Annotated in this window: 27 protein-coding genes; 13 read left to right on the forward strand and 14 right to left on the reverse strand. The window is 70.6% G+C overall.

What is annotated here, in order from left to right; all coding sequences use genetic code 11:
* The first annotated feature begins 5 nt into the window (after positions 1-5).
* Positions 6-2,537, forward strand: a complete 2,532-nt coding sequence (gene valS, locus J5X75_RS23230) for a valine--tRNA ligase (protein ID WP_208469604.1) — start codon at positions 6-8, stop codon at positions 2,535-2,537.
* Positions 2,538-2,560: 23 nt separating this feature from the next.
* Complete coding sequence (locus tag J5X75_RS23235) at positions 2,561-3,100, forward strand: hypothetical protein (RefSeq protein WP_208469605.1); 540 nt, start codon at positions 2,561-2,563, stop codon at positions 3,098-3,100.
* Here the strand turns inward: J5X75_RS23235 and J5X75_RS23240 are convergent.
* A complete protein-coding gene (locus J5X75_RS23240) occupies positions 3,097-3,783 on the reverse strand; it encodes a hypothetical protein (protein WP_208469606.1) in 687 nt (228 codons plus the stop codon). The genes J5X75_RS23235 and J5X75_RS23240 overlap by 4 nt on opposite strands.
* Before the next feature lie 54 nt (positions 3,784-3,837).
* Here J5X75_RS23240 and J5X75_RS23245 point away from each other — a divergent pair, with 54 nt between their 5' ends.
* On the forward strand, positions 3,838-4,971 hold the full coding sequence (locus J5X75_RS23245; RefSeq protein WP_208469607.1) for a DNA recombination protein RmuC: 1,134 nt from the start codon (positions 3,838-3,840) through the stop codon (positions 4,969-4,971).
* On the opposite strand, the gene J5X75_RS23250 is transcribed toward J5X75_RS23245, so the two are convergent.
* Positions 4,964-5,932, reverse strand: coding sequence for a 4-hydroxy-3-methylbut-2-enyl diphosphate reductase (locus J5X75_RS23250; RefSeq protein WP_208469608.1), 969 nt, complete (start codon positions 5,930-5,932; stop codon positions 4,964-4,966). The genes J5X75_RS23245 and J5X75_RS23250 overlap by 8 nt on opposite strands.
* Before the next feature lie 89 nt (positions 5,933-6,021).
* Here J5X75_RS23250 and J5X75_RS23255 point away from each other — a divergent pair, with 89 nt between their 5' ends.
* The 4 genes from J5X75_RS23255 to J5X75_RS23270 are packed head-to-tail and all read left to right on the forward strand — an operon-like array spanning position 6,022 to position 8,541.
* Positions 6,022-6,513, forward strand: coding sequence for a hypothetical protein (locus J5X75_RS23255; RefSeq protein WP_208469609.1), 492 nt, complete (start codon positions 6,022-6,024; stop codon positions 6,511-6,513).
* A 46-nt stretch (positions 6,514-6,559) separates the two neighbouring features.
* Positions 6,560-7,102: a hypothetical protein gene (locus tag J5X75_RS23260; protein WP_208469610.1), complete on the forward strand. Its 543-nt coding sequence runs from the start codon at positions 6,560-6,562 to the stop codon at positions 7,100-7,102.
* A 9-nt stretch (positions 7,103-7,111) separates the two neighbouring features.
* Positions 7,112-8,338, forward strand: a complete 1,227-nt coding sequence (xseA, locus tag J5X75_RS23265; protein WP_208469611.1) for an exodeoxyribonuclease VII large subunit — start codon at positions 7,112-7,114, stop codon at positions 8,336-8,338.
* On the forward strand, positions 8,338-8,541 hold the full coding sequence (locus tag J5X75_RS23270) for an exodeoxyribonuclease VII small subunit (protein ID WP_208469612.1): 204 nt from the start codon (positions 8,338-8,340) through the stop codon (positions 8,539-8,541). The genes xseA and J5X75_RS23270 overlap by 1 nt, the downstream gene beginning before the upstream one ends.
* Here the strand turns inward: J5X75_RS23270 and J5X75_RS23275 are convergent.
* A complete protein-coding gene (locus J5X75_RS23275; RefSeq protein ID WP_274383618.1) occupies positions 8,538-9,110 on the reverse strand; it encodes a DUF4245 domain-containing protein in 573 nt (190 codons plus the stop codon). The two genes, J5X75_RS23270 and J5X75_RS23275, sit on opposite strands and share 4 nt — an antisense overlap.
* A gap of 82 nt (positions 9,111-9,192) precedes the next feature.
* On the opposite strand from J5X75_RS23275, the gene glpX reads away from it, so the two are divergent.
* Positions 9,193-10,197, forward strand: a complete 1,005-nt coding sequence (gene glpX, locus J5X75_RS23280) for a class II fructose-bisphosphatase (protein WP_208469613.1) — start codon at positions 9,193-9,195, stop codon at positions 10,195-10,197.
* Positions 10,198-10,392: 195 nt separating this feature from the next.
* On the opposite strand, the gene J5X75_RS23285 is transcribed toward glpX, so the two are convergent.
* The 4 genes from J5X75_RS23285 to phoH2 form a co-directional block, all read right to left on the reverse strand.
* Positions 10,393-11,010, reverse strand: coding sequence for a rhomboid family intramembrane serine protease (locus J5X75_RS23285; protein WP_208469614.1), 618 nt, complete (start codon positions 11,008-11,010; stop codon positions 10,393-10,395).
* A 48-nt stretch (positions 11,011-11,058) separates the two neighbouring features.
* A complete protein-coding gene (locus J5X75_RS23290) occupies positions 11,059-11,841 on the reverse strand; it encodes a serine protease (RefSeq protein WP_208469615.1) in 783 nt (260 codons plus the stop codon).
* 68 nt (positions 11,842-11,909) lie between these two features.
* On the reverse strand, positions 11,910-12,599 hold the full coding sequence (locus J5X75_RS23295; protein WP_208469616.1) for an aggregation-promoting factor C-terminal-like domain-containing protein: 690 nt from the start codon (positions 12,597-12,599) through the stop codon (positions 11,910-11,912).
* A 213-nt stretch (positions 12,600-12,812) separates the two neighbouring features.
* Positions 12,813-14,225: an RNA 5'-3' helicase PhoH2 gene (phoH2, locus tag J5X75_RS23300; RefSeq protein WP_208469617.1), complete on the reverse strand. Its 1,413-nt coding sequence runs from the start codon at positions 14,223-14,225 to the stop codon at positions 12,813-12,815.
* Between the two features lie 276 nt (positions 14,226-14,501).
* Here phoH2 and otsB point away from each other — a divergent pair, with 276 nt between their 5' ends.
* Positions 14,502-15,308, forward strand: a complete 807-nt coding sequence (gene otsB, locus J5X75_RS23305) for a trehalose-phosphatase (protein WP_208469618.1) — start codon at positions 14,502-14,504, stop codon at positions 15,306-15,308.
* Between the two features lie 180 nt (positions 15,309-15,488).
* Here the strand turns inward: otsB and J5X75_RS23310 are convergent, their stop codons facing one another.
* Both J5X75_RS23310 and J5X75_RS23315 read right to left on the reverse strand, forming a co-directional pair.
* Positions 15,489-16,259, reverse strand: a complete 771-nt coding sequence (locus J5X75_RS23310; RefSeq protein ID WP_208469619.1) for an isoprenyl transferase — start codon at positions 16,257-16,259, stop codon at positions 15,489-15,491.
* Positions 16,260-16,420: 161 nt separating this feature from the next.
* A complete protein-coding gene (locus tag J5X75_RS23315) occupies positions 16,421-18,226 on the reverse strand; it encodes a phosphoenolpyruvate carboxykinase (GTP) (protein ID WP_208469620.1) in 1,806 nt (601 codons plus the stop codon).
* A gap of 301 nt (positions 18,227-18,527) precedes the next feature.
* Here J5X75_RS23315 and J5X75_RS23320 point away from each other — a divergent pair, with 301 nt between their 5' ends.
* Genes J5X75_RS23320 through J5X75_RS23330 form a run of 3 tightly spaced genes read left to right on the forward strand, consistent with a single transcriptional unit; the run spans position 18,528 to position 20,422 of the window.
* On the forward strand, positions 18,528-19,292 hold the full coding sequence (locus J5X75_RS23320) for a sigma-70 family RNA polymerase sigma factor (RefSeq protein WP_208469621.1): 765 nt from the start codon (positions 18,528-18,530) through the stop codon (positions 19,290-19,292).
* 52 nt (positions 19,293-19,344) lie between these two features.
* Positions 19,345-19,845 carry a GtrA family protein gene (locus J5X75_RS23325; RefSeq protein ID WP_307798217.1) on the forward strand — a complete coding sequence of 167 codons (501 nt, stop codon included), beginning with the start codon at positions 19,345-19,347 and terminating at the stop codon, positions 19,843-19,845.
* Between the two features lie 37 nt (positions 19,846-19,882).
* Entirely contained in the window at positions 19,883-20,422 is a 540-nt protein-coding gene (locus tag J5X75_RS23330; protein ID WP_208469623.1) for a GtrA family protein, read from the forward strand.
* On the opposite strand, the gene J5X75_RS23335 is transcribed toward J5X75_RS23330, so the two are convergent.
* From J5X75_RS23335 to J5X75_RS23345, 3 genes are read right to left on the reverse strand one after another with little or no spacing between them, the layout of a single operon-like run.
* Entirely contained in the window at positions 20,419-20,934 is a 516-nt protein-coding gene (locus J5X75_RS23335) for a PH domain-containing protein (protein WP_208469624.1), read from the reverse strand. The two genes, J5X75_RS23330 and J5X75_RS23335, sit on opposite strands and share 4 nt — an antisense overlap.
* 4 nt (positions 20,935-20,938) lie before the next feature.
* Positions 20,939-21,760, reverse strand: coding sequence for a biotin--[acetyl-CoA-carboxylase] ligase (locus tag J5X75_RS23340; protein WP_208469625.1), 822 nt, complete (start codon positions 21,758-21,760; stop codon positions 20,939-20,941).
* Between the two features lie 9 nt (positions 21,761-21,769).
* A complete protein-coding gene (locus tag J5X75_RS23345) occupies positions 21,770-22,648 on the reverse strand; it encodes a hypothetical protein (protein WP_208469626.1) in 879 nt (292 codons plus the stop codon).
* Positions 22,649-22,772: 124 nt separating this feature from the next.
* On the opposite strand from J5X75_RS23345, the gene J5X75_RS23350 reads away from it, so the two are divergent.
* Complete coding sequence (locus tag J5X75_RS23350; RefSeq protein ID WP_208469627.1) at positions 22,773-24,344, forward strand: acyl-CoA carboxylase subunit beta; 1,572 nt, start codon at positions 22,773-22,775, stop codon at positions 24,342-24,344.
* A 1-nt stretch (position 24,345) separates the two neighbouring features.
* Here J5X75_RS23350 and J5X75_RS23355 read toward each other — a convergent pair whose 3' ends face one another.
* Together J5X75_RS23355 and J5X75_RS23360 are read right to left on the reverse strand one after the other, a co-directional pair.
* On the reverse strand, positions 24,346-25,089 hold the full coding sequence (locus tag J5X75_RS23355) for a M50 family metallopeptidase (protein WP_208469628.1): 744 nt from the start codon (positions 25,087-25,089) through the stop codon (positions 24,346-24,348).
* Between the two features lie 23 nt (positions 25,090-25,112).
* Positions 25,113-25,328, reverse strand: a complete 216-nt coding sequence (locus J5X75_RS23360; protein ID WP_208469629.1) for a hypothetical protein — start codon at positions 25,326-25,328, stop codon at positions 25,113-25,115.
* Positions 25,329-25,507 lie beyond the last annotated feature (179 nt).

Here is a 25,507-nt window from a genome sequence, read left to right on the forward strand (position 1 = left end):
CCGGCATGACCGATACGGGAACCGGGCGTCACGGTCTCCCCGAGAAGCCGTCGCTGGACGGCCTCGAGGACCGGTGGGCGCCGCGCTGGCAGGGGGAGGGCACGTACGCGTTCGACCGTTCCAAGGAGCGGGCCGACGTGTACGCGATCGACACACCTCCGCCGACCGTATCCGGCTCACTGCACGTCGGGCACGTCTTCTCGTACACGCACACCGACACGATCGCCCGTTTTCAGCGGATGCGCGGCAAGACCGTCTTCTATCCGATGGGTTTCGACGACAACGGCCTGCCGACCGAGCGCCGGGTGCAGAACCTGTTCGGTGTCCGATGTGACCCGTCGCTGCCCTACGACCCGGCTTGGGAGCCGTCGGCGGGCGGCGGTGAGGAGCGGATCTCCCGGCGCAATTTCGTCGAGCTGTGCGATCGGCTGACTGTCGAGGACGAGAAGGGTTTCGAGGCGCTGTGGCGGCGGCTCGGGCTGTCGGTCGACTGGGGGCTGACCTACACGACGATCGGCGCGACGGCGCGGGCCGTCTCGCAGCGGGCGTTCCTGGCGAACCTGGCGGCCGGTCAGGCGTACACGGCGGAGGCCCCGACCCTGTGGGACGTCGGTTTCCGCACCGCGGTCGCCCAGGCCGAGCTGGAGGACCGGGAGCGCCCGGGGGCGTACCACCGGCTGCGTTTCCACGGCCCGGACGGGCCCGTCGAGATCGACACCACCCGGCCGGAGCTGCTGGCGGCGTGTGTCGCCCTGGTGCGTCATCCGGACGATCCCCGCTTCGCGGGTCTCACCACCGTCCGGACCCCGCTCTTCGACGTCGAGGTCCCGGTCCGTGCCCACCCGCTCGCCGACCCGGCCAAGGGTACGGGGATGGCGATGGTCTGCACGTTCGGCGACCTGACCGACGTCACCTGGTGGCGCGACCTGGCTCTGGACACGCGGGTGGTCCTGGGCCGCGACGGCCGGTTCCTGCCGGACGCCCCGCCCGGTGTCCCGGTCGCCGCCTACCGGGGGCTGGCCGGGCTGACCGTGGCGGCGGCCCGCGCCGAGACGGTCCGGCTGTTGCGCGAGTCCGGCGATCTGATCGGTGAGCCGCGCCCGGTCACGCATCCGGTCAAGTTCTACGAGCGCGGCGACCGGCCGTTGGAGATCGTCACGAGCCGGCAGTGGTTCATCCGCAACGGTGGGCGCGACGCCGGCCTGCGGGAGCGGCTGCTGGCCCGGGGCCGGGAGCTGCGGTGGACGCCGGAGAGCATGCGGCACCGCTACGAGCACTGGGTGGGTGGCCTGACCGGGGACTGGCTGATCAGCCGGCAGCGGTTCTTCGGCGTGCCCATCCCGATCTGGTACGCGGTGGACGCCCACGGCGAGCCCGACCACACCCGGCTGCTCGTCCCGGACGACGCGGCGCTGCCGGTGGACCCGTCGTCGGACTGCCCGCCCGGTTTCACCGAGGATCAGCGGGACGTTCCGGGCGGGTTCACCGCCGACCCGGACGTCATGGACACGTGGGCCACGTCGTCGCTGTCTCCGCAGATCGTCACCGGCTGGAGCACCGACGCCGACCTGCACGCCCGCACGTACCCGATGGATCTGCGCCCGCAGGGGCAGGAGATCATCCGGACCTGGTTGTTCTCCTCGGTCCTGCGGGCCGAGCAGCTCGGCGGCACCCTGCCGTGGCGGCGGGCCGTGCTGTCCGGCTGGATCCTCGACCCGGATCACAAGAAGATCTCCAAGTCGCTGGGCAACGCCGTCGAGACACCGATCCAGCTGCTCGAACAGTACGGGTCGGACGCGGTCCGCTACTGGGCGGCGTGTGGCCGGCCGGGCGCCGACCTGGCGTTCGAGCCGGCGCAGCTGAAGGTCGGGCGGCGGTTGGCGACCAAGCTGCTGAACGCGTCGAAGTTCGCGCTCGGGCTGGGCGCGGCGGACGCGCTGCGGCAGCCGGTCACCGAACCGCTGGACCGGGCCGTGCTGGGCCGGCTGGCCGAGGTGATCGTCACGGCGACGACGGCGTTCGACGAGTACCAGCACACCGACGCGTTGCAGGCCACCGAGGCGTTCTTCTGGACGTTCTGTGACGACTACATCGAGCTGGTCAAGGATCGGGCGTACGCGCGGGGCCCGGGGGGCGACTCGGCCCGGGCGGCGCTGGCGGCCGGGCTGTCGGTGCTGTTGCGGCTGTTCGCGCCGTTCCTGCCGTACGTCACCGAGGAGGTCTGGTCGTGGTGGCGTTACGGCTCGGTGCACCGCTCGACCTGGCCGACGAGGTACGAACTGACCCGGGTGGCGCCGGAGAGCGATCCGGGCCTGCTGGATCTGGCCGGCGAGGCGCTGCGGCAGGTCCGCCGGGCCAAGTCGGACCGGAAGCTGTCGATGCGGACGGAGATTCCGCTGGCCGAGGCGCTCGGCCCGGCGGAGATGCTGGACCGGCTCGCGCTGATCGACGGCGACTTCCGGGCGGCCGGCCGGATCGGCAAGCTGGATCTGCTCCGGGACCGCACCCCGGAGCTGGTGATCGCCTGCGCATTCTGAGCGGGGCGGCCACCATGGGAGGCATGTCGCTCACCCCTGAGGAGGTTCGGGCTCCGGCCCGTGACGCGGTGGTGTTCCGGTCGTCGCGGGCCCGGACCTTCGTCGTGGTGTTCGCCGTGCTGATGGCCGCCTACCTGGTGGTGTCCCCGCTGGTCGACTGGATCGCCGGGGGCACCGGCGATCCGTGGTGGGTGGTCGGGCTCCAGGCGGCGCTGATCGGGGCGGGTTTCGCCGGCGCCTACGCGGTGTCCGCCCGGGCCGCCCTCAACACCTGGGTGCGGGTGTCGTCCGCCGGCCTGGAGCTGGCCTCGCAGGATTCCGACCCGATCATGCTGGACTGGGGGGACATCGTGGCCGTGGTGTTCCGCCGGGACGGGCTGCGGACCGTGCTCGAGGTGCTGCCGGCCGGCATGGACCGCGTGCACCCGGTGCAGGGCGGCGCCGTCGGCGGCCCGGCGCTGGCCGACAGCCCGCGCGGTCCGGTGTTCACCGCCGACCTCACCCAGATCTGGCCGGGCCCGCGCAAGCTGCGCCGCGAGATCGCCCGCCACACGCGGGGTTAGAAGTCGCCGCCGAAGTCCCCGAAGTCCCCGAAATCGCCGACATCCCCACCGAAGGCATCGCCGTCGAAGTCCATGTCGCCGAATCCGGGTGACAGCAGCGCGTCGAAGATCAGCATGCCGCCGAGAACACCGGCGCCGGCGCCGAGCGCCGTCTTCCACACCGGCGTCGAATACCAGCCGGCCGGCACCGCCCGGCCCTGCACCCGCCCGCCCGGGTAGTAGTACGGGGTGTCGGCGCCCGGCCGCGGCCCCGCCTTGTACGAGTGCCCCTCGACGGTCACCTCGCGCTCCTGGGTGATCTGCCCGGCGCCCTGGGCGGCGTGCAGCGGCGGCAGGTCGGGGCCCGGGTCGAGGCCCATCGCCAGGCGGGCGGCCCGCACATAGGTGAGGCCCTCCAGCGCCGACTCCCGGGCCAGCGCGAACTGCCGGACCGAATTGGCCTGGCGCAGTTGACCGCCGGCGGCGTTGTAGCGCTCGCCCGCGTCGGCGAGCGCCTGCCGGGCGGCCGGGTCGTCGGAGCTGAGGTTCATCACCTGGCCGCCGAGCCGCTCATACCACCGCTCGGCCTCGGCTCGGGCGTCGTCGAGTTGCGTCTGGCGGCGGGCCTGCCCGGTGCGCTGCACGGCGGCGATGAACAGCAGCACCATCGCGACGATGGCCAGGATCAGCAACACGCGCATCATGTTTTCCACGCTACCCCCGCCTGTCCTGTCCGGGCTTTCTGGCAATCTGCGGTGGTGACGTTCTCGACACTGGCCGTGGTCCTCGCCTGTCTGGCCGCCGGGGCGGCGATCGGCTGGCTCGCCGCCCGGGCCCGCGCCGCCACCGACATCGCCCGCCTGGAGGCGACGCTCGCGGCCGCCCGGGAGGGTGAGCAGCGGCTGGAGCAGTCGCTGCGGGCTCTGTCCTATGAGGCGACCGTCCAGTCGCAGGAGGCGGTGGCCCGGGCCGTCGCTCCGCTGCACGACACCCTGCAACGGTACGAGCAGCGCGTCGCCCAGCTCGAGCACGACCGGGTCGACGCCTACGCGGAGCTGCGCGAACAGGTGCGGTCGATGGGTGCGGTCTCGGGTGAGCTGCGCACCGAGACCCGGCAGCTGGTGGCCGCGCTACGGGCCCCGCAGGTCCGCGGCCGCTGGGGGGAGCACCAGTTGCGGCGCATCGTCGAGGCGGCCGGGCTGCTGGAGCACTGCGACTTCGCCGAGCAGGTGACGGCCGCCACCGACGATCAGGGGGTACGGCCCGACCTGGTGGTCCGGCTGCACGGCGGGCGGACCGTGGTGGTCGACGCGAAGGCCCCGCTGGAGGGCTACCTGTCGGCGATGGAGGCCCGCGACGAGCACACCCGCGACGGGCACCTCGACCAGCACGCCCGCCACCTGCGCCTGCACGTGGACGCGCTGTCCGGGAAACGGTACTGGTCGGCGTTCGAGTCGGCGCCCGACTTCGTGGTGCTGTTCGTGCCGGCCGACCCGTTCCTGGACGCCGCCCTGCAACGGGATCCGGCACTGATGGAGCACGCCTTCCGCCGCAACATCGTGCTGGCCACCCCGGCCACGCTGATCGCCATGTTGCGGACCGTCGCCTACTCGTGGCGGCAGGAGGCGCTGACCCGCAACGCGGCCGCCGTCCACGGGCTGGCCCGGGAACTCTACGGGCGGCTGTCCACCCTCGGCGACCATGTGGACAAGCTGGGGACATCGCTGTCCGCGGCGGTCGGCGCCTACAACCGGGCGGTCGGCTCACTGGAGTCGCGGGTGCTGGTCAGCGCCCGCAAGCTGGCCGAGATGGGCGTCTCCGACGAGGAGCTGCTCCCGCCCGTACAGGTGGAGACCGCTCCCCGTCAGCCGCAGGCGCCCGAGTTCAGCTGATCTTCCCCGCGGCCTTCATGTCGCGGCGCAGCTCCTGCGGGAGGGAGAAGGTGAGCCGCTCCTCGGCCGTGGTGAACTCGGTGACCTCGCCGAAGCCGCGCTCGGCGAGGTGCGCCAGCACCTCCATGACCAGGTCGTCGGGCACGCTGGCGCCGGACGAGACACCGACCGTGGTGGCGCCGGCCAGCCACTCGTCCTGGATCTCCGAGGCGTAGTCGACCAGGTGACCGGCGCGGGCGCCGGCGCCGAGAGCCACCTCGACCAGGCGGACCGAGTTGGACGAGTTGGTGGAGCCGACCACGATCACCACGTCGCAGTCCGGCGCGATCTCCTTGATCACGTGCTGCCGGTTCGAGGTGGCGTAGCAGATGTCGTCGCTCGGGGGCGACTGGAGCAGCGGCAGCCGCTTCTTGAGGCGGGCCACCGTCTCCATGGTCTCGTCGACGCTGAGCGTGGTCTGGGACAGCCACACCACCTTCGCCGGGTCGCGGACCACCACGTTGTCCACGTCGTCGGGGCCGTCGACGAGCTGGATGTGCTCGGGAGCCTCGCCGGAGGTGCCGATGACCTCCTCGTGGCCCTCGTGACCGATGAGCAGGATGTCGTAGTCGGCGGCGGCGAACCGCTTGGCCTCGTGGTGCACCTTCGTCACCAGCGGGCAGGTCGCGTCGATCGCCTTGAGGTTGCGCTCACGGGCCTGGTCGTGCACCTCGGGCGCCACACCGTGGGCGGAGAACACCACCGTCGAGCCCTCGGGGACCTCGAAGTTCTCCTCGACGAAGATCGCGCCGCGGGCCTCCAGGGTGCTGACCACGTGCTTGTTGTGCACGATCTGCTTGCGCACGTAGACCGGGGCGCCGTAGAGCTTCAGCGCCTCCTCGACGGTCTGCACGGCGCGGTCGACACCGGCGCAGTAGCCACGCGGCTTGGCGAGCAACACCCGCTTACGAGGTTCAGTCACCCGGCCATGGTACGTGCCCGTTCCCGCGCCCCGCCTCCGTGCGATCAGCGCCACAACCGGAGCTGGCGCGGCCTTGCCATACTGCGCGCATGACGGTGACCGAGAAGGTCGACCTGGTGGGGCCGGCCCGCGCGGGGATCGGCCTGATGAGCCTGCTCGTGGGCGGGTTCTGGCTGGTCATGAGCCCGAACGGCGGCGACCTGACGGACGCGTTCATGGGTGCCGTGGTGGCCGCCGGCGGGCTGGTGCTGCTGCTGTGGCATCGGCTCGGGCTGTCCGGACGGCCCGTCTCGGTCGCCGCCGGGGCGGCCGGGGTGACCGGAACTCTGGCCGGCCTGACCGTGTACGCCGGCGGCGTCTGCTGCATGTTCAGTTTCTCCGAGTCCCGTGGCTGGCCGCTGACCTGGCTGGGCCGGGGCGCGGTGGCCGACACGGAGGACGAGGCGATCCGGCTGGCCCGGGCCGAGTCGTGGGGCGTCTACCCGTCGGATCTGCTCGTCGACCTGGTCGTCTGGGCGTACGCGGGCATGGTCCTGGCGGTTTTGATCGGTCTCGTCGGGAGAGCCATCCGCAACCGGTAAGCCGGTTTTGGCCCGGATACGCGGTTGGCGGCTTGATAATCGGTACGTGAACGCGGAGTTGTGGCCCTCGATTCCGGCCGTCCTCCGCGTGATGGCCGGGTGGTTCCTGCTCGGCGTCGGCCTGCTGAACCTGGCGGTCGAGGCCGACGGCGGCCTCACCGACGCCTACCTGGTCTTTCACCTGGCCCTGGTGGCCGGCGGCGTGCTGCTGCTGATGCGGCGGCGGCTGATCCCGAGCCGGCCCGGGATCCTGGTGGGCGTCGTTCTCACCCTGGCCGGGATGGCGGCGACCACCGTCCCCACCACGACGCGGTGCTGCATGGCGGAGTACCCGGAGCGGCACGGGTTTCCGTACCCGTTCCTGGGCATCGACGACGGCGTGCACGTCGACGTCAAGTATCTGGTCGCCGACCTGATCTTCTGGACCTGTGCCGGACTGCTCGTGCTGGCCGCGATCGCGCTCGTCGAGGCTCTCCTTCCGGAGCGGCGCACGCCGGTCGATCTGACCCGGTACGGCGGCCACGCCGAGCCCCGCACGATGGACGTCGCCGAGGATCGCACCGGCGAGAATGTCGGAGGGCTTACGTAGTCTGGCCGGGTGAACGAGCCCGACAGCACGGCGCGCAGCACGCCCGAGGACCCGTGGCCGGTCCGCGTGGTCAGCCAGAAGATCGGCGGCTGGATAGCCAAGCTCGGCTGGGTGTGGGTGGACGGGCAGGTCGCGCAGATCAGCCGCCGCCCCGGCTCCGGCGTGGTGTTCCTGACCCTGCGTGACCCGTCGGCCGATCTGAGCCTCACCGTGACCGCGCACCGTGACGTGCTCGACGCCGGCGCCCCCGAGCTGTCCGAGGGCGCCCGGGTGACGATGCACGCCAAGCCGGAGTTCTACCCGGCCCGGGGCACGCTCAGCCTGCGCGCCGACGAGATCCGCCAGGTCGGCCTCGGCGAGCTGCTGGCCCGGCTGGAGAAGCTGAAGCGCCTGCTCGCCGCGGAGGGCCTGTTCGCCCGCGAGCGCAAGCGGCGGCTGCCGTTCCTGCCACGGCGGATCGGCCTGATCACCGGCCGGGCCAGCGCCGCCGAGCGCGACGTGCTGATGAACGCGCGCCGCCGCTGGCCGTCGGTGGACTTCCGGGTGATCAACGTGCCGGTGCAGGGCGCCACCGCGGTGCCGCCGATCATCGACGCGCTCAAGGTGCTCGACCACGACGACACCGTCGACGTGATCGTCATCGCCCGGGGCGGCGGCAGCGTGGAGGATCTGCTGCCGTTCTCCGACGAGGCGCTGTGCCGGGCGGTGTTCGCGGCGCGCACCCCGGTGGTCAGCGCGATCGGCCACGAGACCGACACGCCGCTGCTCGACTACGTGGCCGACCTGCGCGCGTCCACCCCGACCGACGCGGCCAAGCGCATCGTGCCCGACCTCGCCGAGGAGCAGAAGCTGATCACCCACGCCCGGGCCCGCCTGGACCGAGCCGTGATCACCCTGATCGACCGGGAGCGGCAGCGGATCGAGGCGTGGCGGTCCCGGCCGGTGCTGGCCCGGCCCGAGGTGCTGCTCGACCAGCGGGGCGCCGAGGTGACGGCGCTGCGCGACCGGGCCGGGCGCAACGTGGAGCACCGGCTGCGCCGCGCCGACGACGCGCTGGAGCACACCCTGGCCCGGCTGCGGGCCCTGTCGCCCGCCAAGACCCTGGAGCGCGGTTACGCGATCGTGCAACGCCCCGACGGTCACGTGGTCCGCTCCGCGGACGAGGTGTCCGCGGGTGACCTTCTTCGGATCCGGCTCGCCGAGGGCGAGCTGCAGGCTGCGGTGGTGGAGAGCTGATGACCGACGAGAACCTGACCTACGAGCAGGCCCGCACCGAGCTGGCCGGCGTGGTGGAGCGCCTGGAGCAGGGCGGCGGCACCCTGGAGGAGTCGCTGGCCCTGTGGGAGCGCGGCGAGAAGCTGGCCGATGTGTGCCGCCGCTGGCTGGACGGCGCCCGCGAGCGCATCGAGACCGCCCGCGCTGCCCGCGCCGACGACTAGGGCAGTGCCGAGGCCAGCTTCTCCAGGTTCTCGGTGTCGCCGCCGTCGCCGATGATCACGATGGTCCGGGTCGGCTCGGTGAAGATCAGCGCGGTCTCGCCGGGCCGGCCGGAGTACTGCATCCACACCCGCTCGTCGGTGCGGTAGGCGCCGGTCCGCTTGCCCGAGTCGCCGACCTCGGCCGGGATCAGCGTGGTCGGGGCGACGGTGCTCTGGATCAGCTGCATGGCCTTGCCGGACGGGCCGACGTAGCCGAGGCGCAGCGTGGCCCCGCCGTCGACGCGGCCGAAGACGGCCGACGCGACGTGCCAGTCGTCCTCGTCGAGCCCCCGCGGCTGGGCCACCGGGAAAGCCCGCTCGGCCAGCTGGATCGTCTCGGCGGGGTCGATGGAGATCGGCTTGTCGCCGTCGAGCACCACCCGGTAGAAGGTGAGGCACAGCGCGATCGGCACCAGCAGCACCAACAGCGACATGATCATGTCGCGCGGTGACCGGCCCTCCCGGGCGGAAAGGCGAGGCGAAGGCTGGGGCTCGGCTGGGTTTGCTTCCACCCAGCCATTGTTAACCATGTCGCTGAACCGAGACTTGGCACGTCCCGAGGTGCCAGGATCAGGGGAGTTGACAGCCCCGCAACGTCGCGAGGAGGCCGCCGTGCCCGCCCGAGTCCCTCAGGACCTCGACCGCAACATCGCCCTCGACCTCGTCCGCGTGACCGAAGCCGCCGCGATGGCCGCCGGTCGCTGGGTCGGCCGCGGTGACAAGAACGGCGGTGACGGCGCCGCCGTCGACGCCATGCGCAAACTCATCAACTCGATCCAGATGCGCGGCGTCGTCGTCATCGGTGAAGGCGAGAAGGATGAGGCACCCATGCTCTTCAACGGGGAGCGGGTCGGCGACGGCACCGGCCCCGAGGTGGACGTCGCGGTGGACCCGATCGACGGCACGACGCTGATGAGCAAAGGCATGCCCGGCTCGATCGCGGTGCTCGCGGTGGCCGAGCGCGGCGCCATGTTCGACCCGAGCGCCGTCTTCTACATGGACAAGATCGCCGTCGGCCCGGACTGCGCCGACGTGATCGACATCAACGCCGGCGTGAAGGAGAATCTGCGCCGCATCGCCAAGGCCAAGCGGTCCAGCGTCTCCGACGTGACGGTGTGCATCCTCGACCGTCCGCGTCACACGAAGCTGGTCGAGGAGGTCCGGCAGGCCGGCGCCAACATCAAGTTCATTTCGGACGGTGACATCGCCGGCGCCATCTCCGCGGCCCGGCTGGAGTCCGATGTGGATGTGCTGATGGGCGTCGGCGGCACACCGGAGGGCATCACCGCGGCCTGCGCGCTCAAGTGTCTCGGCGGCATGATCCAGGCCAAGCTGTGGCCGCTGGACGACGCCGAACGGGAGAAGGCGATCGCCGGCGGGCACGACCTCGACCGCGTCCTCACCACCGACGACCTGGTCACCGGCGACAACTGCTTCTTCGTGGCGACCGGCGTGACCGGCGGCGACCTGCTCAAGGGTGTCCGCTACCGCTCCGGCGGCGCGCACACCCAGTCGATCGTGATGCGGTCCAAGAGCGGCACCATCCGGGTCATCGACTCCTACCACCGCCTGGAGAAGCTCGCCCTCTACTCCGCAGTCGACTTCGACGGCCGCTGAGCCTGATCGCTCCGCTTCGCTCCGCGGCAAAACGCCTTGTAACCGGTGTCGAGGCAGGCGATTTCCCGCCGCAGCACACCCCGCTGCGTCGGCAAATCGCTTGCCTCGACACCGGCGGCGTTTTGCGGGGGTGCTGAGTGCACCGCCGTTCAGCTCAGGTGACGGCTCCGTGAGTGGGCTAAGCGCCCTTGGCGATCAGCGGCGGCGGAAGATGATGGCGGCGATGATGCCGCCCAGCAGGCCGAGGCCGTGCCCCTGCCAGGAGATGCGCTGGTCGGTGGGCAGGATGTTGAAGAACTGGTACCAGTACAGCAGGCCGATGAACGCGGCCACCGCCAGATGCCACCAGCTTCGCTCGACCAGGCCGCGGGTCAGCAGCAACCCGAGATAGCCGAAGATCACGCCGCTGGCGCCGACCACGACCGTGCCCGGATCGCCGACGAACCAGACGCCCAGCCCGGCGACCAGCATGATCAGGGCGGTCGACCAGAGGAACCGGCGCGCTCCCCCGGCCAGCACGAACGTGCCGAGGAGGATGAGTGGGACGGCGTTGCCGTACAGATGCTCCCAGTCGCCGTGCAGGAACGGGCTGAACAGCACCCCGTCGATCCCCGCCACGGTGTGCGGGATGATGCCGCCGGCCATGTCGAGCGTGCCGGCGCCGAGGGCGACGTCGATCGCCTCGATCAGGAACAGTGCCGGGACCACGGCGCACATCGTCACGAACGCGCGGCCCAGCGACGCGTAGAAAGCCTCGGTGCCGAAACGCCCCGCATCGTCGGTGCGTGCGCCGGCCGCCCACTCGTACCCCATGTCTCGATGGTCGCAGGGCGGCGCACACCCGGCCACCGGAGAAGACGGTCAGCTGAGTTTGCGGACGGCCGCGCGGATCGCCGACCGGTAGACCGAGATCTGCGTGTAGACACCGAAGTATCCGTCCCGCGCGCAGCCCAGTCCCCAGCTGACGATCCCGACCTGCGCCCAGCGCCCGGCCCGGTCCCGGCGCACCATGGGGCCGCCGGAATCGCCCTGGCAGGTGTCGACGCCCCGCCGACCGGCACAGATCGATTTCTCCTGCACCACGGTGACGCCGGCCTTGCGGTAGGCGGCCGCGCACTCGGCGTCCGGAATCGTCGGCACGTTCGCGTAGTGCAGGCGGCGTTCCTGCTGCGGCGAGCTCTCCCGGGTCTGTCCCCACCCCATCACCGTGAAGGTGCCGTGGTCGGTGTTGTCGGCGACGAGTTCGAGGGTGGGCAGGGCGAGTTCGCGTTCCAGGCGCACCACCGCCCAGTCGTCGCCGGAGGTCTCGGTCACGAAGTCGGGGGAGCGGTAGACCTCGACGGATTTCACGGTGATCGCCTGCCGGGACTCCAGGTCGGTCGAGCCGGCGGTCACGGTGATGCGGTCGTTGGGACCGGTCGGCCCCACGCAGTGCCCGGCGGTGAGCACCACCCGGGGTGCGGTGAGGGCGCCTCCGCAGCCCATCGAGAGCCGCACCGCCCAGGGGAACCGGCCGTTGCCGGCGATCTTGCCGCCGACCACCTCACGGATCGGTGGTTTCGCGGTCTCGGCGCGGGCTTCACTGCCGCCCGGTGTGACCGAAACCAGGACCGCGAGCAGACATAAACTCGCTTTGGGGACCATATGGACATTGGATCACAGCGAAAACGGGGCCGCGCGGATTGCCGCGCGACCCCGTCCATGAGCTCGGATCAGTACCAGCCGACGTCCTGCGAGTGACCCCAGGCGCCACACGGGGTGTCGTAGCGGCCCTCGATGTAGCCGAGACCCCACTTGATCTGGGTGGCCGGGTTGGTCTTCCAGTCGTCGGCGACCGAGCCCATCTTGCTGCCCGGCAGAGCCTGCGGAATCCCGTACGCCCCGGAGGAGCTGTTCTCGGCCTTGTAGTTCCAGCCGCTCTCCTTCTTCCACAGCTTGTCCAGGCAGGGGAACTGGTCGAGGCCGAAACCGGCGTCGAGCATCAGCGCGCAACCGATCTCACGGCTGCCGCTGTACTCGTTGCAGGAGGCCGGGATCTCCCCGGTGAAGACGACCGGACCGGACTCCTTCTCGGCCTTCTCGGCCTCGGCGGCCTCCTTGGCCTCGATGACCTTCTTCTCCAGCGTGCGCGCCTTGGACGCGGCGGCCTTGACCTCGCTGGCCGCCTTGGCCGCGGCGGCCTGCTCGGCCTGCGCGCGGTGGGCCCGGGCCGCGGCGTGATCCGCCTGACGCTGTTTCAGTAGCCGGATCTCGTCGAGGTTGGCCTGCGCGACGAGCTGGGCTTCGGCGCCCTGCTGCTGGACGTCCCGGTCCTGCCCGAGGTACACGCCGCCGGCGAGACCCGACACGAGAAGACCGACGGACGCAGCACGAACTCCGAGCCGGCTCCAGAGCCGCTTCACGAAGATTCCCTTCGTCGGGGGCAATGACACGGCGCGTCCGCTCAGGGGCGAATCGCGCCGGGAGCACCGCGACCCGACCGGGGCCACCAGATGGCGCTCGCCAAAGACCATGGCGCAAGGTGAAGTGGATGTGAAATGCCAGCGCGGAGTTGTGACTTCAATCACACGTCTTTCTGGGAGAATTCGCCACGAAATCCCCGCGCTGGCGCTAGCTCACAGAGGGATCTCCTCCAGCAGATCGGTGACCACCTCAGCGATCGGCGACCGCTCGGAGCGGGTGAGAGTGACATGGGCGAAAATCGGGTGCCCCTTGAGAGCCTCGATCACCGCGGTCACGCCGTCGTGCCGGCCGACCCGCAGGTTGTCGCGCTGAGCCACGTCGTGGGTCAGCACCACCCGCGAATTCTGCCCGATCCGGGACAGGACGGTGAGCAGCACGTTGCGTTCCAGCGACTGTGCCTCGTCCACGATCACGAACGCGTCGTGCAGGCTCCGGCCGCGGATGTGGGTGAGCGGCAGCACCTCGAGCATGCCGCGGGCCAGCACCTCCTCGACCACGTTGGCGTGCACCACCGAGCCGAGGGTGTCGAAGACCGCCTGGGCCCACGGCGACATCTTCTCCGACTCGCTGCCGGGCAGATAACCGAGCTCCTGGCCGCCGACCGCGTACAGCGGCCGGAACACCACCACCTTCTTGTGGCGGTTGCGCTCCATGGTCGCCTCGAGGCCCGCGCACAGCGCCAGCGCCGACTTGCCGGTGCCGGCCCGGCCGCCCAGCGACACGATGCCGATCTGCTCGTCGAGCAGGATGTCCAGCGCCACCCGCTGCTCCGCCGACCGGCCCCGCAGCCCGAACGCGTCCCGGTCGCCGCGGACCAGCTTGATGGTCTTGTCCGGGTTGACCCGGGCCAGCGCCGAGCCACGCGGCGAATGGATCACCAGGCCGGTGTGGCAGGGCAGGTTCTCGGCCTCCTCGGCCTCCAGTTCCTCGCCGGAGTACAGCGAGCTCACCTGCTCCTCGGACAGCTCCAGATCGGACATTCCGGTCCAGGTGGGGTCGCTGGCCTGGCCGTGCCGGTACTCGTCGGCGGTGATGCCGACCGACGCCGCCTTCACCCGCAGCGGCATGTCCTTGCTCACCAGGGTGACGTCGCGCCCCTCGGCGGCCAGACCGAGCGCCACGGAGAGGATCCGGGTGTCGTTCGAGTCGTTGCGGAACCCGTGCGGGAGCACGCTCTGGTCGGCGTGGTTCAGCTCCACCCGCAGCGTGCCGCCCTCGTCGTTGCAGAGCACCGGCTGGTCCAGCCGGCCGAACTTGATCCGCAGCTCGTCCAGCATCCGCAGCGACTGCCGCGCGAACCAGCCGAGCTCGGGGTGGTGACGTTTGCCCTCCAGTTCGGAGATGACCACGAGCGGGACGACCACCTCGTGGTCGGTGAACCGGCGGAACGCCGCCGGGTCGGACAGCAGGACCGAAGTGTCCAGAACGAAGACCCGTCCGGCCGGAGCGGGTTCCGCGTCGGCGTGCCGGTCCCGGGTCTTACGGCGCCCGGTGGTGGCGCGGCTGCTGGGCACTTTGTCGGCCGGGTTCTGGTCGATCCCGGCATCGGTACGGCGAGATGTCACAGGCCTGCTCCAGCGGGCGTGCAACCCGGTCCGCCCGCGGTCCGCCACCTACCGGTCGCCGGCCCTCTGCACGGGGTCGGATTGCGGTCCCCGTGGCGCAGTCGTCGCAGGTCCGGGCCGACCGGCTGGCCCGGGACGACCCCGCGCCATGACTCAAACGCTAGCGGTCAACTACGCCTCGCGGTAGTGCGCAAAATCGATCTCGCAAGGGTGACGACCGCCGCATCAGCAAATTGCACGGCATAAAAGGGGACCATCCGCGGGTAGTCTGGGCGCGTGGCAGAGACTGCACGTCCGACCCATCCCCTGACCACCGACGAGGCGTGGGCGTTCACCGCCGAGCGCGCCTCCGCGACGACCTTCTTCTTCGACTTCGACGGTGTCCTATCCCCCGTCACCGAGGACCCGGACGCCTCCCAGCCGGTGCCCGAGGTGCTCGGAGTCCTGGAGCGACTGGCCGAGTCGGTCGCCCGGGTGGCCATCGTCTCCGCCCGCCCGGTCAGCTTCCTGCGGTCCCGGTTCGAGACGCTGGGCAATGTCGACCTGCACGGCCTCTACGGCCTCGAGGTGTGGCACGACGGCCAGGTGGTCACCGAGCCGGCCGCCCTCGACTTCGTGCCCACGATGGCCGGCCTGGCCGACTCCGCCCGCGCCGAGCTGCCCGCCGAGATCCTGGTGGAGTTCAAGCGGCTCTCCGTGGCACTGCACTACCGCACCGCGCCCGAGCACGCCCGCCCCGTCGAGCGCTGGGCTCACGAGCAGGCCGAGCGCCTGGGACTGCGCATCCAGCACGGCCGCATGGTGGTCGAGCTGAAGCCCCCGGTCGACCAGGACAAGGGCATGGTCATCACCGAGGGCGTCCGTAACGCCGGTTGCGCGTGGTATTTCGGCGACGACATGTCGGACGTCAAGGCCTTCGACGCGCTGCGCGCCCGCGAGGCCGTCGACCCGGCCTTCTTCGGCATGGCGGTGGCCGTCGCGAACCCGGAGACGGGCGCCGAGGTCTCCAGCGCCGCCGACCTGACCCTGGAGTCCCCCCAGGCCGTCGCCGCCTTCCTCACCGAGGGTCTACGCCGCTTTTAAGCCTGATTGCTCCGCTTCGCTCCGCGGCAAAACGCCTTGTAACCGGTGTCGAGGCAGGTGATTTCCCGCCGCAGCACACCCCGCTGCGTCGGCAAATCACTTGCCTCGACACCGGCGGCGTTTTGCGGGGGTGCTGAGTGCACCGCCGTCCAGCTCAGGGTGACCGTTCCGTGGCTACGGTTAGGCCCCATAACGGCGCTGGCGGGTGGCGTAGGAGCGCAGCGCCCGGAGGAAGTCGATGCGGCGGAAGTCGGGCCAGTTGGCGTCGTGGAAGTAGAACTCCGAGTGCGCCGACTGCCACAGCAGGAAGCCGGACAGGCGCTGTTCGCCGCTGGTGCGGATGACCAGGTCGGGGTCGGGCTGGCCGCGGGTGTAGAGGTGTTCGGCGATGTGTTCGACGTCGAGGATCTCGGCGAGTTCCTCGATGGTGCCGCCGGTCGCGGCGTGCTCGTAGAGCAGGGAGCGGACCGCGTCGGTGATCTCGCGGCGGCCGCCGTAGCCGACCGCCATGTTGACCTCGACGCCGTCACCGCGGTCGCGGGTCTTCTCCTGCGCGGCCTTGAGGGTGGCGGCGGTGGCGGCGGGCAGGATGTCGAGGGCGCCGACCATGCGCAGCCGCCAGGGGTTGCCCTCTTCGGCCAACTCGGTCGCCAGGTCCTCGATGATCTTGACGAGCGGGTCCAGCTCGGCGGACGGGCGGCGCAGGTTGTCGGTGGCCAGCAGGTAGAGCGTGACGTGCTCGATACCTGACTGGTCGCACCAGGTCAGCAGGTCCTTGACCCGGGTCGCGCCGACGCGGTGGCCGTCGTTGGGGTCGACGAAGCCCATCTCCCGGGCCCACCGGCGGTTGCCGTCGCACATCACGCCGATGTGTTTGGGCACGGGTTTGCCGGCCAGCTTCCCCGCCAGCCGCCGTTCGTAAAAGGTGTAGACCAGAGAACGCAGACTCATCACCCCAAAGCGTAGCCACCCCCGCCGCGGGCTCAAGCGGGGACGGTCCGCCCGGGGACCAACTACCCGGAGGATGCGCCCGATCGTGCTATCGGGCGCATCGGCCGACCGGCCGGTCCCCGCCCGGGCGCCGTTGCCGCGAGCGGGGACCAGCCGGTTGCTCATGCGTCGGCGAGCCGGGCCTTCAGCGCGTCCAGTTCGGCCCAGAGGACCGCCGGGAGCTTGTCGCCGAATTTGTTGAACCATTCGGTGACCTGGGGGATCTCGGCCTGCCATTCCTCCGGGTCGACCCGCAGAGCCGCCGCCAGGTCGGCCGGGTCGAGGTCCAGGCCGGTCAGGTCGAGCGCCTCCGGGGTGGGCACGTGACCGATCGGGGTCTCGACGGCGTCGGCCTTGCCGTCGAGGCGCTCGACCACCCACTTGAGAACCCGGCTGTTCTCCCCGAATCCGGGCCACAGGAACCGGCCGTCGTCGCCGCGCCGGAACCAGTTGACGTAGAACACCTTGGGCAGCTTGGCGGCGTCGCCGGACGCGCCCTTGGCCATGTCGATCCAGTGCTGGAAGTAGTCGCCGGCGTGGTAGCCGATGAACGGCAGCATGGCCATCGGGTCACGCCGGACCACGCCGACCTGACCGACCGCGGCCGCGGTGGTCTCGGACGACAGGGTGGCGCCCAGGTAGACCCCGTGCACCCAGTCGCGGGCCTCGCTGACCAGCGGGATGGTCGTCTTGCGGCGACCGCCGAAGAGGATCGCGTCGATCGGGACGCCGCGCGGGTCGTGGTATTCGTCGGCGAGGATCGGGCACTGCTCGATCGGGGTGCAGAACCGGCTGTTCGGGTGGCTGGAGACGGCCTCCGACTCGGGCGTCCAGTCCTTGCCCTTCCAGTCGATGAGGTGCGCGGGCGGCTCGCCCATGCCTTCCCACCAGATGTCGCCGTCGTCGGTGAGCGCCACGTTGGTGAAGACCGAGTTGCCCTTGGCCAGGGTGCGCATGGCGTTCGGGTTGGTGTGGAAGTCGGTGCCGGGCGCGACTCCGAACAGCCCGAACTCGGGGTTGGTGGCCCAGAGCCGGCCGTCCTCACCGAACCGCATCCAGGCGATGTCGTCGCCGATGGTCTCGACCTTCCACCCGTCGAGAGTCGGGTCCAGCATCGCGAGGTTGGTCTTGCCGCAGGCCGACGGGAACGCGCCGGCGATGTAGCGGACGACGCCCTCCGGCGAGGTCAGCTTCATGATCAGCATGTGCTCGGCGAGCCAGCCCTCGTCGCGGGCGGCCACGCTGGCGATGCGCAGCGCGAAGCACTTCTTGCCCAGCAGCGAGTTGCCCCCGTAACCCGAGCCGAACGACCAGATCTCCCGGGTCTCCGGGAAGTGCGAGATGTACTTGGTCTCGTTGCACGGCCAGGCGACGTCCTCCTGGCCCTCCGCCAGCGGCGCGCCGATCGAGTGCAGCGCCGGCACGAAGTCGGCGTCGTCACCCATCACCTTGAGGACCTCGGCGCCCATCCGGGTCATGATGCGCATGCTGGCCACGACGTACGGGCTGTCGGTGAGCTCGACGCCGAACATCGGCTCGGCCGCGTCCAGCGGGCCCATGCAGAACGGGACGACGTACATCGTCCGGCCGGTCATGCAGCCCTTGTACAGGCCCGTCATGAGCTGCTTCATCTCGGCCGGGTCCATCCAGTTGTTGGTGGGACCGGCGTCGGCCTCGTCGACCGAGCAGATGAAGGTGCGTTCCTCGACGCGCGCCACATCGGACGGATCGGTACGCGCCCAGAACGAGTTCGGCTTCTTCTCGTGGTTGAGGCGGACCAGGGCGCCCGACTCGACGAGCTCGTCGGTGAGGCGGGTCCATTCGGCCTCCGAACCGTCGCACCAGACGATCCGGTCGGGCGTGGTCAGGGCGGCGACCTCGTCGATCCACGCCAGCAGGCGCGGATGCGAGGTAGGGGGCTGAGACAAGGTGAAGCTCCTTCGGTCGGCACTGACCTATGACGAAACAGCCGGAGGATCCGGCCGTCTTCATGGGAGTTACGTCAGCGTAAGCCCGACAGTGCGTTGAGTTCATCGGCTTCACCTGTGGACAACCGCACATTCTTTGGCTGCTGTGCGCGCAAACGATCGATTCTTCGCCGCAAAGAGCACGACCTTGCAAGGCCGCCCGAGCCACACCGTTCTCGCGACAACTTTCACAAAACGGACTTAGCACCTTAGACTTTCACCTAATCGGGCTTTCCTCGCAGTTCCGGCCACAGGAGGCGGAATGACGATGCCGGGTGACGGCGCGGACTCGGACACCGATCTGCTCGGCGCGGTGCGAACCGGTGACACGGCCGCGTACGGGACGCTCTATCTGCGGCACCACGCGGCAGCCCGTAGGTTCGCCTTCGGTCTGGTGAGCGATCCGGCGGACGTCGACGACCTGGTCGCCGAGACATTCGCGAACGTGTTCGCCACGCTGCGCGCCGGACGGGGGCCGCTGGTCGCCTTCCGGGCCTATCTGCACACCACCATGCGGCACCTCTCCTACCGGCGGGCCCGGGTGGACCGGCGGCTGGAGTTCACCGACGACCTGACCCGGTACGACGCGTGCGAGCCGTTCACCGACCCGGCGCTGGACCGCCTGGAGCGCAGTTTCGCCGCCGCCGCGTTCCGGCAACTGCCGCCCCGCTGGCGCGACGTGCTGTGGCAGACCGAGGTGGAGGGCAGCACCCCGGCCGAACTGGCCCCGCGGATGGGCCTGACCCCGAACGCGGTGGCGGTGCTGGCCCACCGCGCCCGGGAGGGTCTGCGCAGCCTCTATCTCCAGCAGCACGTGACCGCGGCCGATCATCCCGAGTGCCGGTGGGCGGGCGAGCGGCTGGGCGGCCAGGTACGCGGCCGGCTGGCCCCGCGCGACGCCCACCGGATGCGAACCCATCTCGGGTGGTGCGCGGACTGCCGCAACCGGCTCGCCGAGATCCGTGAGGTCGACGGCTTCCGTAACCCTCCGTACCGGCAGCGTCACCGGGTCGATACGTCCGGTTAAGACCCGGCAACGGGGACAGCGATCAGTGACCCGCGCCGGTACCCTCGGAGCCGTGCCCCCGAATTCCCCGCAGGCGAGAGGCCTGCGCACCCGAATCAAGGCACTCATCCCTGAGCTGGGCAAGTTCGGCCTGGTGGGCGGTTTCGCGTTCACCGTCGACTTCGTGCTCTACAACCTGCTGCTGCGGGTCGGCGCCGAGACGCTCACCGCGAAGGCCGCCTCCACCGTGATCGCCACGACCATCGCCTTCCTGGGCAACCGGTTCTGGACCTGGCGGGACGGCGACCACACCAACATGGCCCGCCAGTACACGACCTTCTTCGTGCTGAACGCCATCGGTCTCGGCATCGCCCTGGCCTGCCTCGGCATCAGCCACTACGGCCTCGGCCAGATCTGGCCCGCGCTGCGCACCCCGTTCGCCGACAACATCTCCGGCGTGCTGATCGGGACCGCCCTCGGGACGCTGTTCCGATTCTGGTCCTACCGCCGTTTCGTCTTCCGGGCCGCCGCCGCCCCGGTGCCCGCCGCGTCGCCGTCGTCCTACTCACAGTGACTCGGCGTAATCACCCCCGTTCCCTTAAGGTTGCCCAATGCCCTCAGCCAGCACGCTGACGGAACGCCTCCGCCGTCTCGCACCCGAAGCCCTCGCCTTCGGTGTCATCGGGGCCGGCAACACGCTGCTGTACCTCGCGATCTACTACGTGTCGATGCCGATCGGCCCGGTGAAGGCGAGCGTTCTGGCGACGGTCATCACGACCTCCCTGGCGTACCTGGCGAACCGTTACTGGACGTACCGCCACCACAGCCGGACCGCGCTGCGCCGTGAGTACACGCTGTTCTTCGGGTTCAACCTGATCGGCATGCTGATCCAGTCCGGCCTCACCTACCTCGGCAAGTACGGGTTCGGCTTCTCCGAGCACGACGACAAGATGGCGCTGCTGGCGTTCACCACGATCGGCATCGGGATCGCGACGGTGTTCCGCTTCTGGGCGTACCGGACGTTCGTCTTCCTCAAGCCGCCGGTCGACGGTCATGAGGGCGCCATCGCCGACCTGGACGCGACCGCCGGCCTCGCCGAGCTGAGCGCGGTGGACGAGCCGGGCAGCGTGGCCAGCCTCGACCTGCGCTAGCCCACTTCCTCCTCCTCGGGCTCACCGGCCGGGGCCAGCTCGATCAGCTCGTAGAGGGTGCTCTGCACCAGTTCGGCGGCCGGCGCACCGGCCAGCACCATGGTCTGCTCGCCGACCGAGTCGACGGTGAGGGTGCCGCTACCGAGCAGCCGGTCCAGCAGCGACTGGGTCAGGGCGTGATCGTTGATCCGGTTCAGCGGCAGGTCCCGCCGCTCCCGGGTGAGCAGGCCGCGCTGGAGCAGGATCCGCTCGGTGGTCAGCACGTAGCGGGTGGCGTGCCACTCCAGCAGCGGCAGGAGGCCGTAGCGGAGCGCGTAGTAGAGCATGATCGCGGCCACCAGCAGCAGGCCGATCCGGCCCGCCTCGGTCCCCGGCAGCTTCACCCAGGCCAGGACCAGGCCGGTCAGGGTCAGCGCCAGGATCAGGACCGGGGCGACCGCCGCCTTCCAATGCGGACGCAGGTGGAGGACGATCTCCTCCTCGTCCGCGAGCACGTCTTCCGGGAACGCCACGCGTTCAGCGTACGTGCAGCACGTCCCCGGCCGAGACGGAGAAGTCAAGACCGTCCACCGTACGGATCACCAGTTGCCCGTCGGCGTCCACCTCCACCGCCTCGCCGGCCCGCTCCTCACCGCCGGGCAGCAGCACCCGTACTTGGCGGCCCAGGGTCGCGCAGGTGCGCTGGTACTCCCCCATCAGCCCGCACATCTCGGCGTCGCCGCCCGCCTCGCGCCAGCCGGTGTACCACCGCTCCAGGCCGCGCAGCAGCGCCCGCAGCAGAGGATCGCGGTCGGTGCTCTCGGCGCCGGCGACCCGCAGCGAGGTGGCCTCGGCGCCGGTGGTGGCCGGCAGCTCCTCGGCCCGGGTGCTGACGTTCAGCCCGATCCCGATCACCACGGCGTCACCGGACACCTCGGCCAGGATCCCGGCGCACTTGCGCTCGCCGACCAGCAGGTCGTTGGGCCATTTCAGGGCGGCTTCCACACCGGCCACCCGGGTCACCGCCTCGGCCAGCGCCACCCCGGCCATCAGCGGCAGCCAGCCGAAGGAGGCGGCCGGCACCGACGGGCCGGGGCGCAGCAGCACGCTCAGCGTGAGCCCGGCCCGGGGCGGCGACATCCACTGCCGGTCCCGGCGGCCGCGGCCGGAGACCTGGCTCTCGGCCACCACGACCAGGCCCTCCGGCGCCCCGGTACGGGCGGCGGCGGCCACGTCGGCGTTCGTCGAGCCGGTCTCCTCCGGGATCTCGAGCCGCGACCACAGTCCGCCGGGCACCACCAGGGCGCGGGTCAGCGCCCGTACGGACAGGGGCGGGCGGTCGAGCTCGGTGTATGCCATTCCCGCAGCTTAGGCGGGTGGGCCGGCGGAGTGGCGACTGACGTACGGACGGGGCCGGGGGCTGGGCCGCTGGTCGTCGCGTTCGGTCCAGGAGCGGGGCAGCCGGACCGGCTCACGCGGGGGCCATTCCGGCTCGGCGGGCACCACCGGCAGGTCGAACCCGGTGGCCGGCTCGTAGGCGGGCACCGGAGGCAGCCGGTCGAACCCCTGGGACGGGTAGAGATCGTCGGGCACCGGAGTCCAGTAGTCACCGGCCGGCGGGCGGTCGTCGACGTCGACGTCGACGTCGTTCCAGCGGGGCCAGTCCCAGTCGGGCACCGGCTTCTCGGCCTCCGGTTCGGCATAGCGTCCCGCGTACCCCGTGGGGTTCTCGGCGTCTCGCCGCGCCCAGGCCAAGCCGTCCGGTTCGGGATCGCGCCGCCGGCGCGGCGGCCAGAAGTCGTCCTCGAGATAGCCGTCCTCGTAGCCGAGCCGTTCCTCGTCGCCGAACAGCGGCCCCGGCTCGTCGTGGTCCTCGTCCTCGCCGGGGTCGTAGTCCGCGAAGCCGATCCTCCGGTGGGCGTCCTCGTCGTCCTCGTCGGCCAGCCCGATGCAGGCCAGCCCGCTCGACAGGGCGTCCGGCTCGGCCGGCCGTCCGCTGAGGGCGGCCGCCAGCCTGCGACGGCGCCCGAACGAGGGCTCCCCGCCCGCAACCGGACCGGCGTCGACCGCGGAACGAGGTCCGGGTGTGGACCTCACGGTGGATTCCGAGCGCCGGCGGCGAGCGGATGAGCCGGCCCGGTTCGCCCGACGAGCCTCGCCGCCGAAGAGCACGGTGCGGAAGCTGATCAGTGTGGCGAGGCCGCCTGCGATGAAGGCGAGCCCGGCCGCGGTCATCCAGTTCGTCACGCCACTCGTAACGAATGGGGCAATGGGTATGAAACGCACGCGTAGCGACGCCCTCCGCGTGCGACGGGATCTGGTTACGATGCTGATCGTTGCCTTAACGAGCGCTCAGAGGGTGGAGACCTTCGTGACCACAGAGCCCGACATCCACACCACCGCCGGTAAGCTCGCCGATCTGACCCGCCGGACCGAGGAGGCCGTGCACGCGGGCTCCGCGCGGGCCATCGAGAAGCAGCACGCCCGCGGCAAGAAGACCGCGCGGGAGCGCATCGAGCTGCTGCTCGACAAGGGCTCCTTCGTGGAGCTCGACGAGCTGGCCCGGCACCGGTCCACCGCCTTCGGCCTGGACCGCAACCGGCCGTACGGCGACGGCGTGGTCACCGGCCACGGCACCATCGACGGCCGGCAGGTGTGCGTCTTCTCGCAGGACTTCACGGTCTTCGGCGGATCCCTCGGCGAGGTCTTCGGCGAGAAGATCGTCAAGGTCCTCGACCTGGCCATGAAGATCGGCTGCCCGATCATCGGGATCAACGACTCCGGCGGCGCCCGGATCCAGGAGGGCGTGGTCGCGCTCGGCCTCTACGCCGACATCTTCTTCCGCAACGTCCGGGCCAGCGGCGTCATCCCGCAGATCTCACTGATCATGGGCCCCTGCGCGGGCGGCGCCGTCTACTCCCCGGCCATCACCGACTTCACCGTCATGGTCGACCAGACGTCGCACATGTTCATCACCGGCCCGGACGTGATCAAGACGGTCACCGGTGAAGAGGTCGGCATGGAGGAGCTGGGCGGAGCGCGTACCCACAACACCCGCAGCGGCAACGCGCACTACCTCGCCAGCGACGAGGAGGACGCGATCGAGTACGTCCGGGCCCTGATCTCCTACCTGCCCAGCAACAACCTGGACGAGCCGGTGGTCTACGAGGAGCCGGCCGACCTGGAGCTGTCCGAGCGGGACCGGGCACTGGACACCCTCATCCCGGACTCGCCGAACCAGCCGTACGACATCAAGACCGTCATCGAGACCGTGGTCGACGAGTTCCTCGAAGTCCAGCCGCTCTACGCGCAGAACATCGTGGTCGGCTTCGGGCGTGTCGAGGGGCGGCCCGTCGGCGTCGTCGCCAACCAGCCGATGAGCCTCGCCGGGACGCTCGACATCGCCGCGTCCGAGAAGGCCGCCCGCTTCGTGCGCACCTGTGACGCGTTCAACATCCCGGTGCTCACCTTCGTGGACGTCCCCGGGTTCCTGCCCGGCACCGGCCAGGAGTGGGACGGCATCATCCGGCGCGGGGCGAAACTCATCTACGCGTACGCCGAGGCCACCGTGCCCAAGGTCACCGTGATCACCCGGAAGGCGTACGGCGGGGCGTACGACGTGATGGGGTCCAAGCACATCGGGGCCGACGTCAACTTCGCCTGGCCGACCGCGCAGATCGCGGTGATGGGCGCCCAGGGCGCGGTCAACATCCTCTACCGGGCGGAACTGGCCGCCGCGGACGATCCGGCTCAGCGCCGGGCCGAACTCATCCAGGAGTACGAGGACACGCTCGCCAACCCCTACATCGCCGCCGAACGCGGGTACGTGGACGCGGTCATCCAGCCGTCGCAGACCCGTACCCAGATCGTCCGGTCGCTGCGCATGCTCCGCACCAAGCGGGAGTCCCTGCCCCCGAAGAAGCACGGCAACATCCCGTTGTAGGTCACACCGGCAGGCCGAACTCGGTGATCCACTGGCCGGCGAGCAGGAAGGCGCCGGCCAGCAGGGCCGCCACGTTCACCGCCAGGAAGACGGTCACCCAGAACAGGGCCGGCAGGTGGGTGAGACGGGCCAGCTGGTCGGGGTCGGAGTCACGCATCCGGCCCCGGCTACGCAGGCTCTGCAACTCGAAGACCGGCCGGATCCCGCCGAAGAGCAGGAACCACACCCCGGCGTACGCGAACGCGGCCTGCACGTCCGGTTCCGCGTACCAGGAGACCGCGAACACGATCGCACCCGTCACCAGCAGCGAGATCACGCCGAACAGGTTCCTGATGTTGATCAGCATGAGCAGCAGCAGGACCACCGCGAGCCAGAGCAGCAGCGTGATCCGGTTGCCACCGAGCAGCCAGGCGCCCAGCAGACCCACCAGCGACGGCGCGATGTAGCCGCCGAGCAGGGTGAGGATCATGCCGAACCCGGTCGGGCGACCGGCCGAGAGGGTGAGCCCGGACGTGTCGAACTCCAGGCGGATGCCGCGCAGCTTGCGCCCGGTCACCAGGGCGAACAGCGCGTGCCCGCCCTCGTGGGCGATCGTGACGGCGTTGCGGGCCACCCGCCACACCGGGCGAATCGCCACCGCGAGGAACCCGGCCACCGCCGTGAGCAGCACCAGCATCCCGGGCGGGTCGGGCTGGGCGCCGAACAGCTGGTCCCAGAGGTCAGTCACACCGTCGATCGACAACACGCCGGGGACTGTAGCCGATCCCGCTACGAGCGGCGGCGCACCACGACCTTCGCCGGCTCCGGTTCGGGCCGGCCCAGGGACCGGGCCGCGGCCACACCGACCGCGGTGACCACCGCGAGAGCGGCCAGGACCAGCAGGATCGCCAGCAGCCCGGTGGACGCCAGGATCGCGACGTCAGCCACCGCGACGAGCATCCACAGTGCGATCGTGGGCTTACTGCCGTGCCGTCGGCAGTTCATGACGCACCTCCATCCGTGATCCTGGATAACTACCCAACCACCCGGGATTCACGCATGACGGTGGTCACTGACGAATCTCGAACCCGTCGTAGATGGCCTTCAGGTCGGACTTCGCCTTCTCCCAGTCCTGATCCTCGGTGTACCAGGTCAGCACGTACATCTGGTCCCCGGCCCGGATC

Origin of the sequence: Actinoplanes flavus (genome assembly GCF_017592555.1) — a bacterium.
Classification (GTDB): Bacteria; Actinomycetota; Actinomycetes; order Mycobacteriales; family Micromonosporaceae; genus Actinoplanes; species Actinoplanes flavus.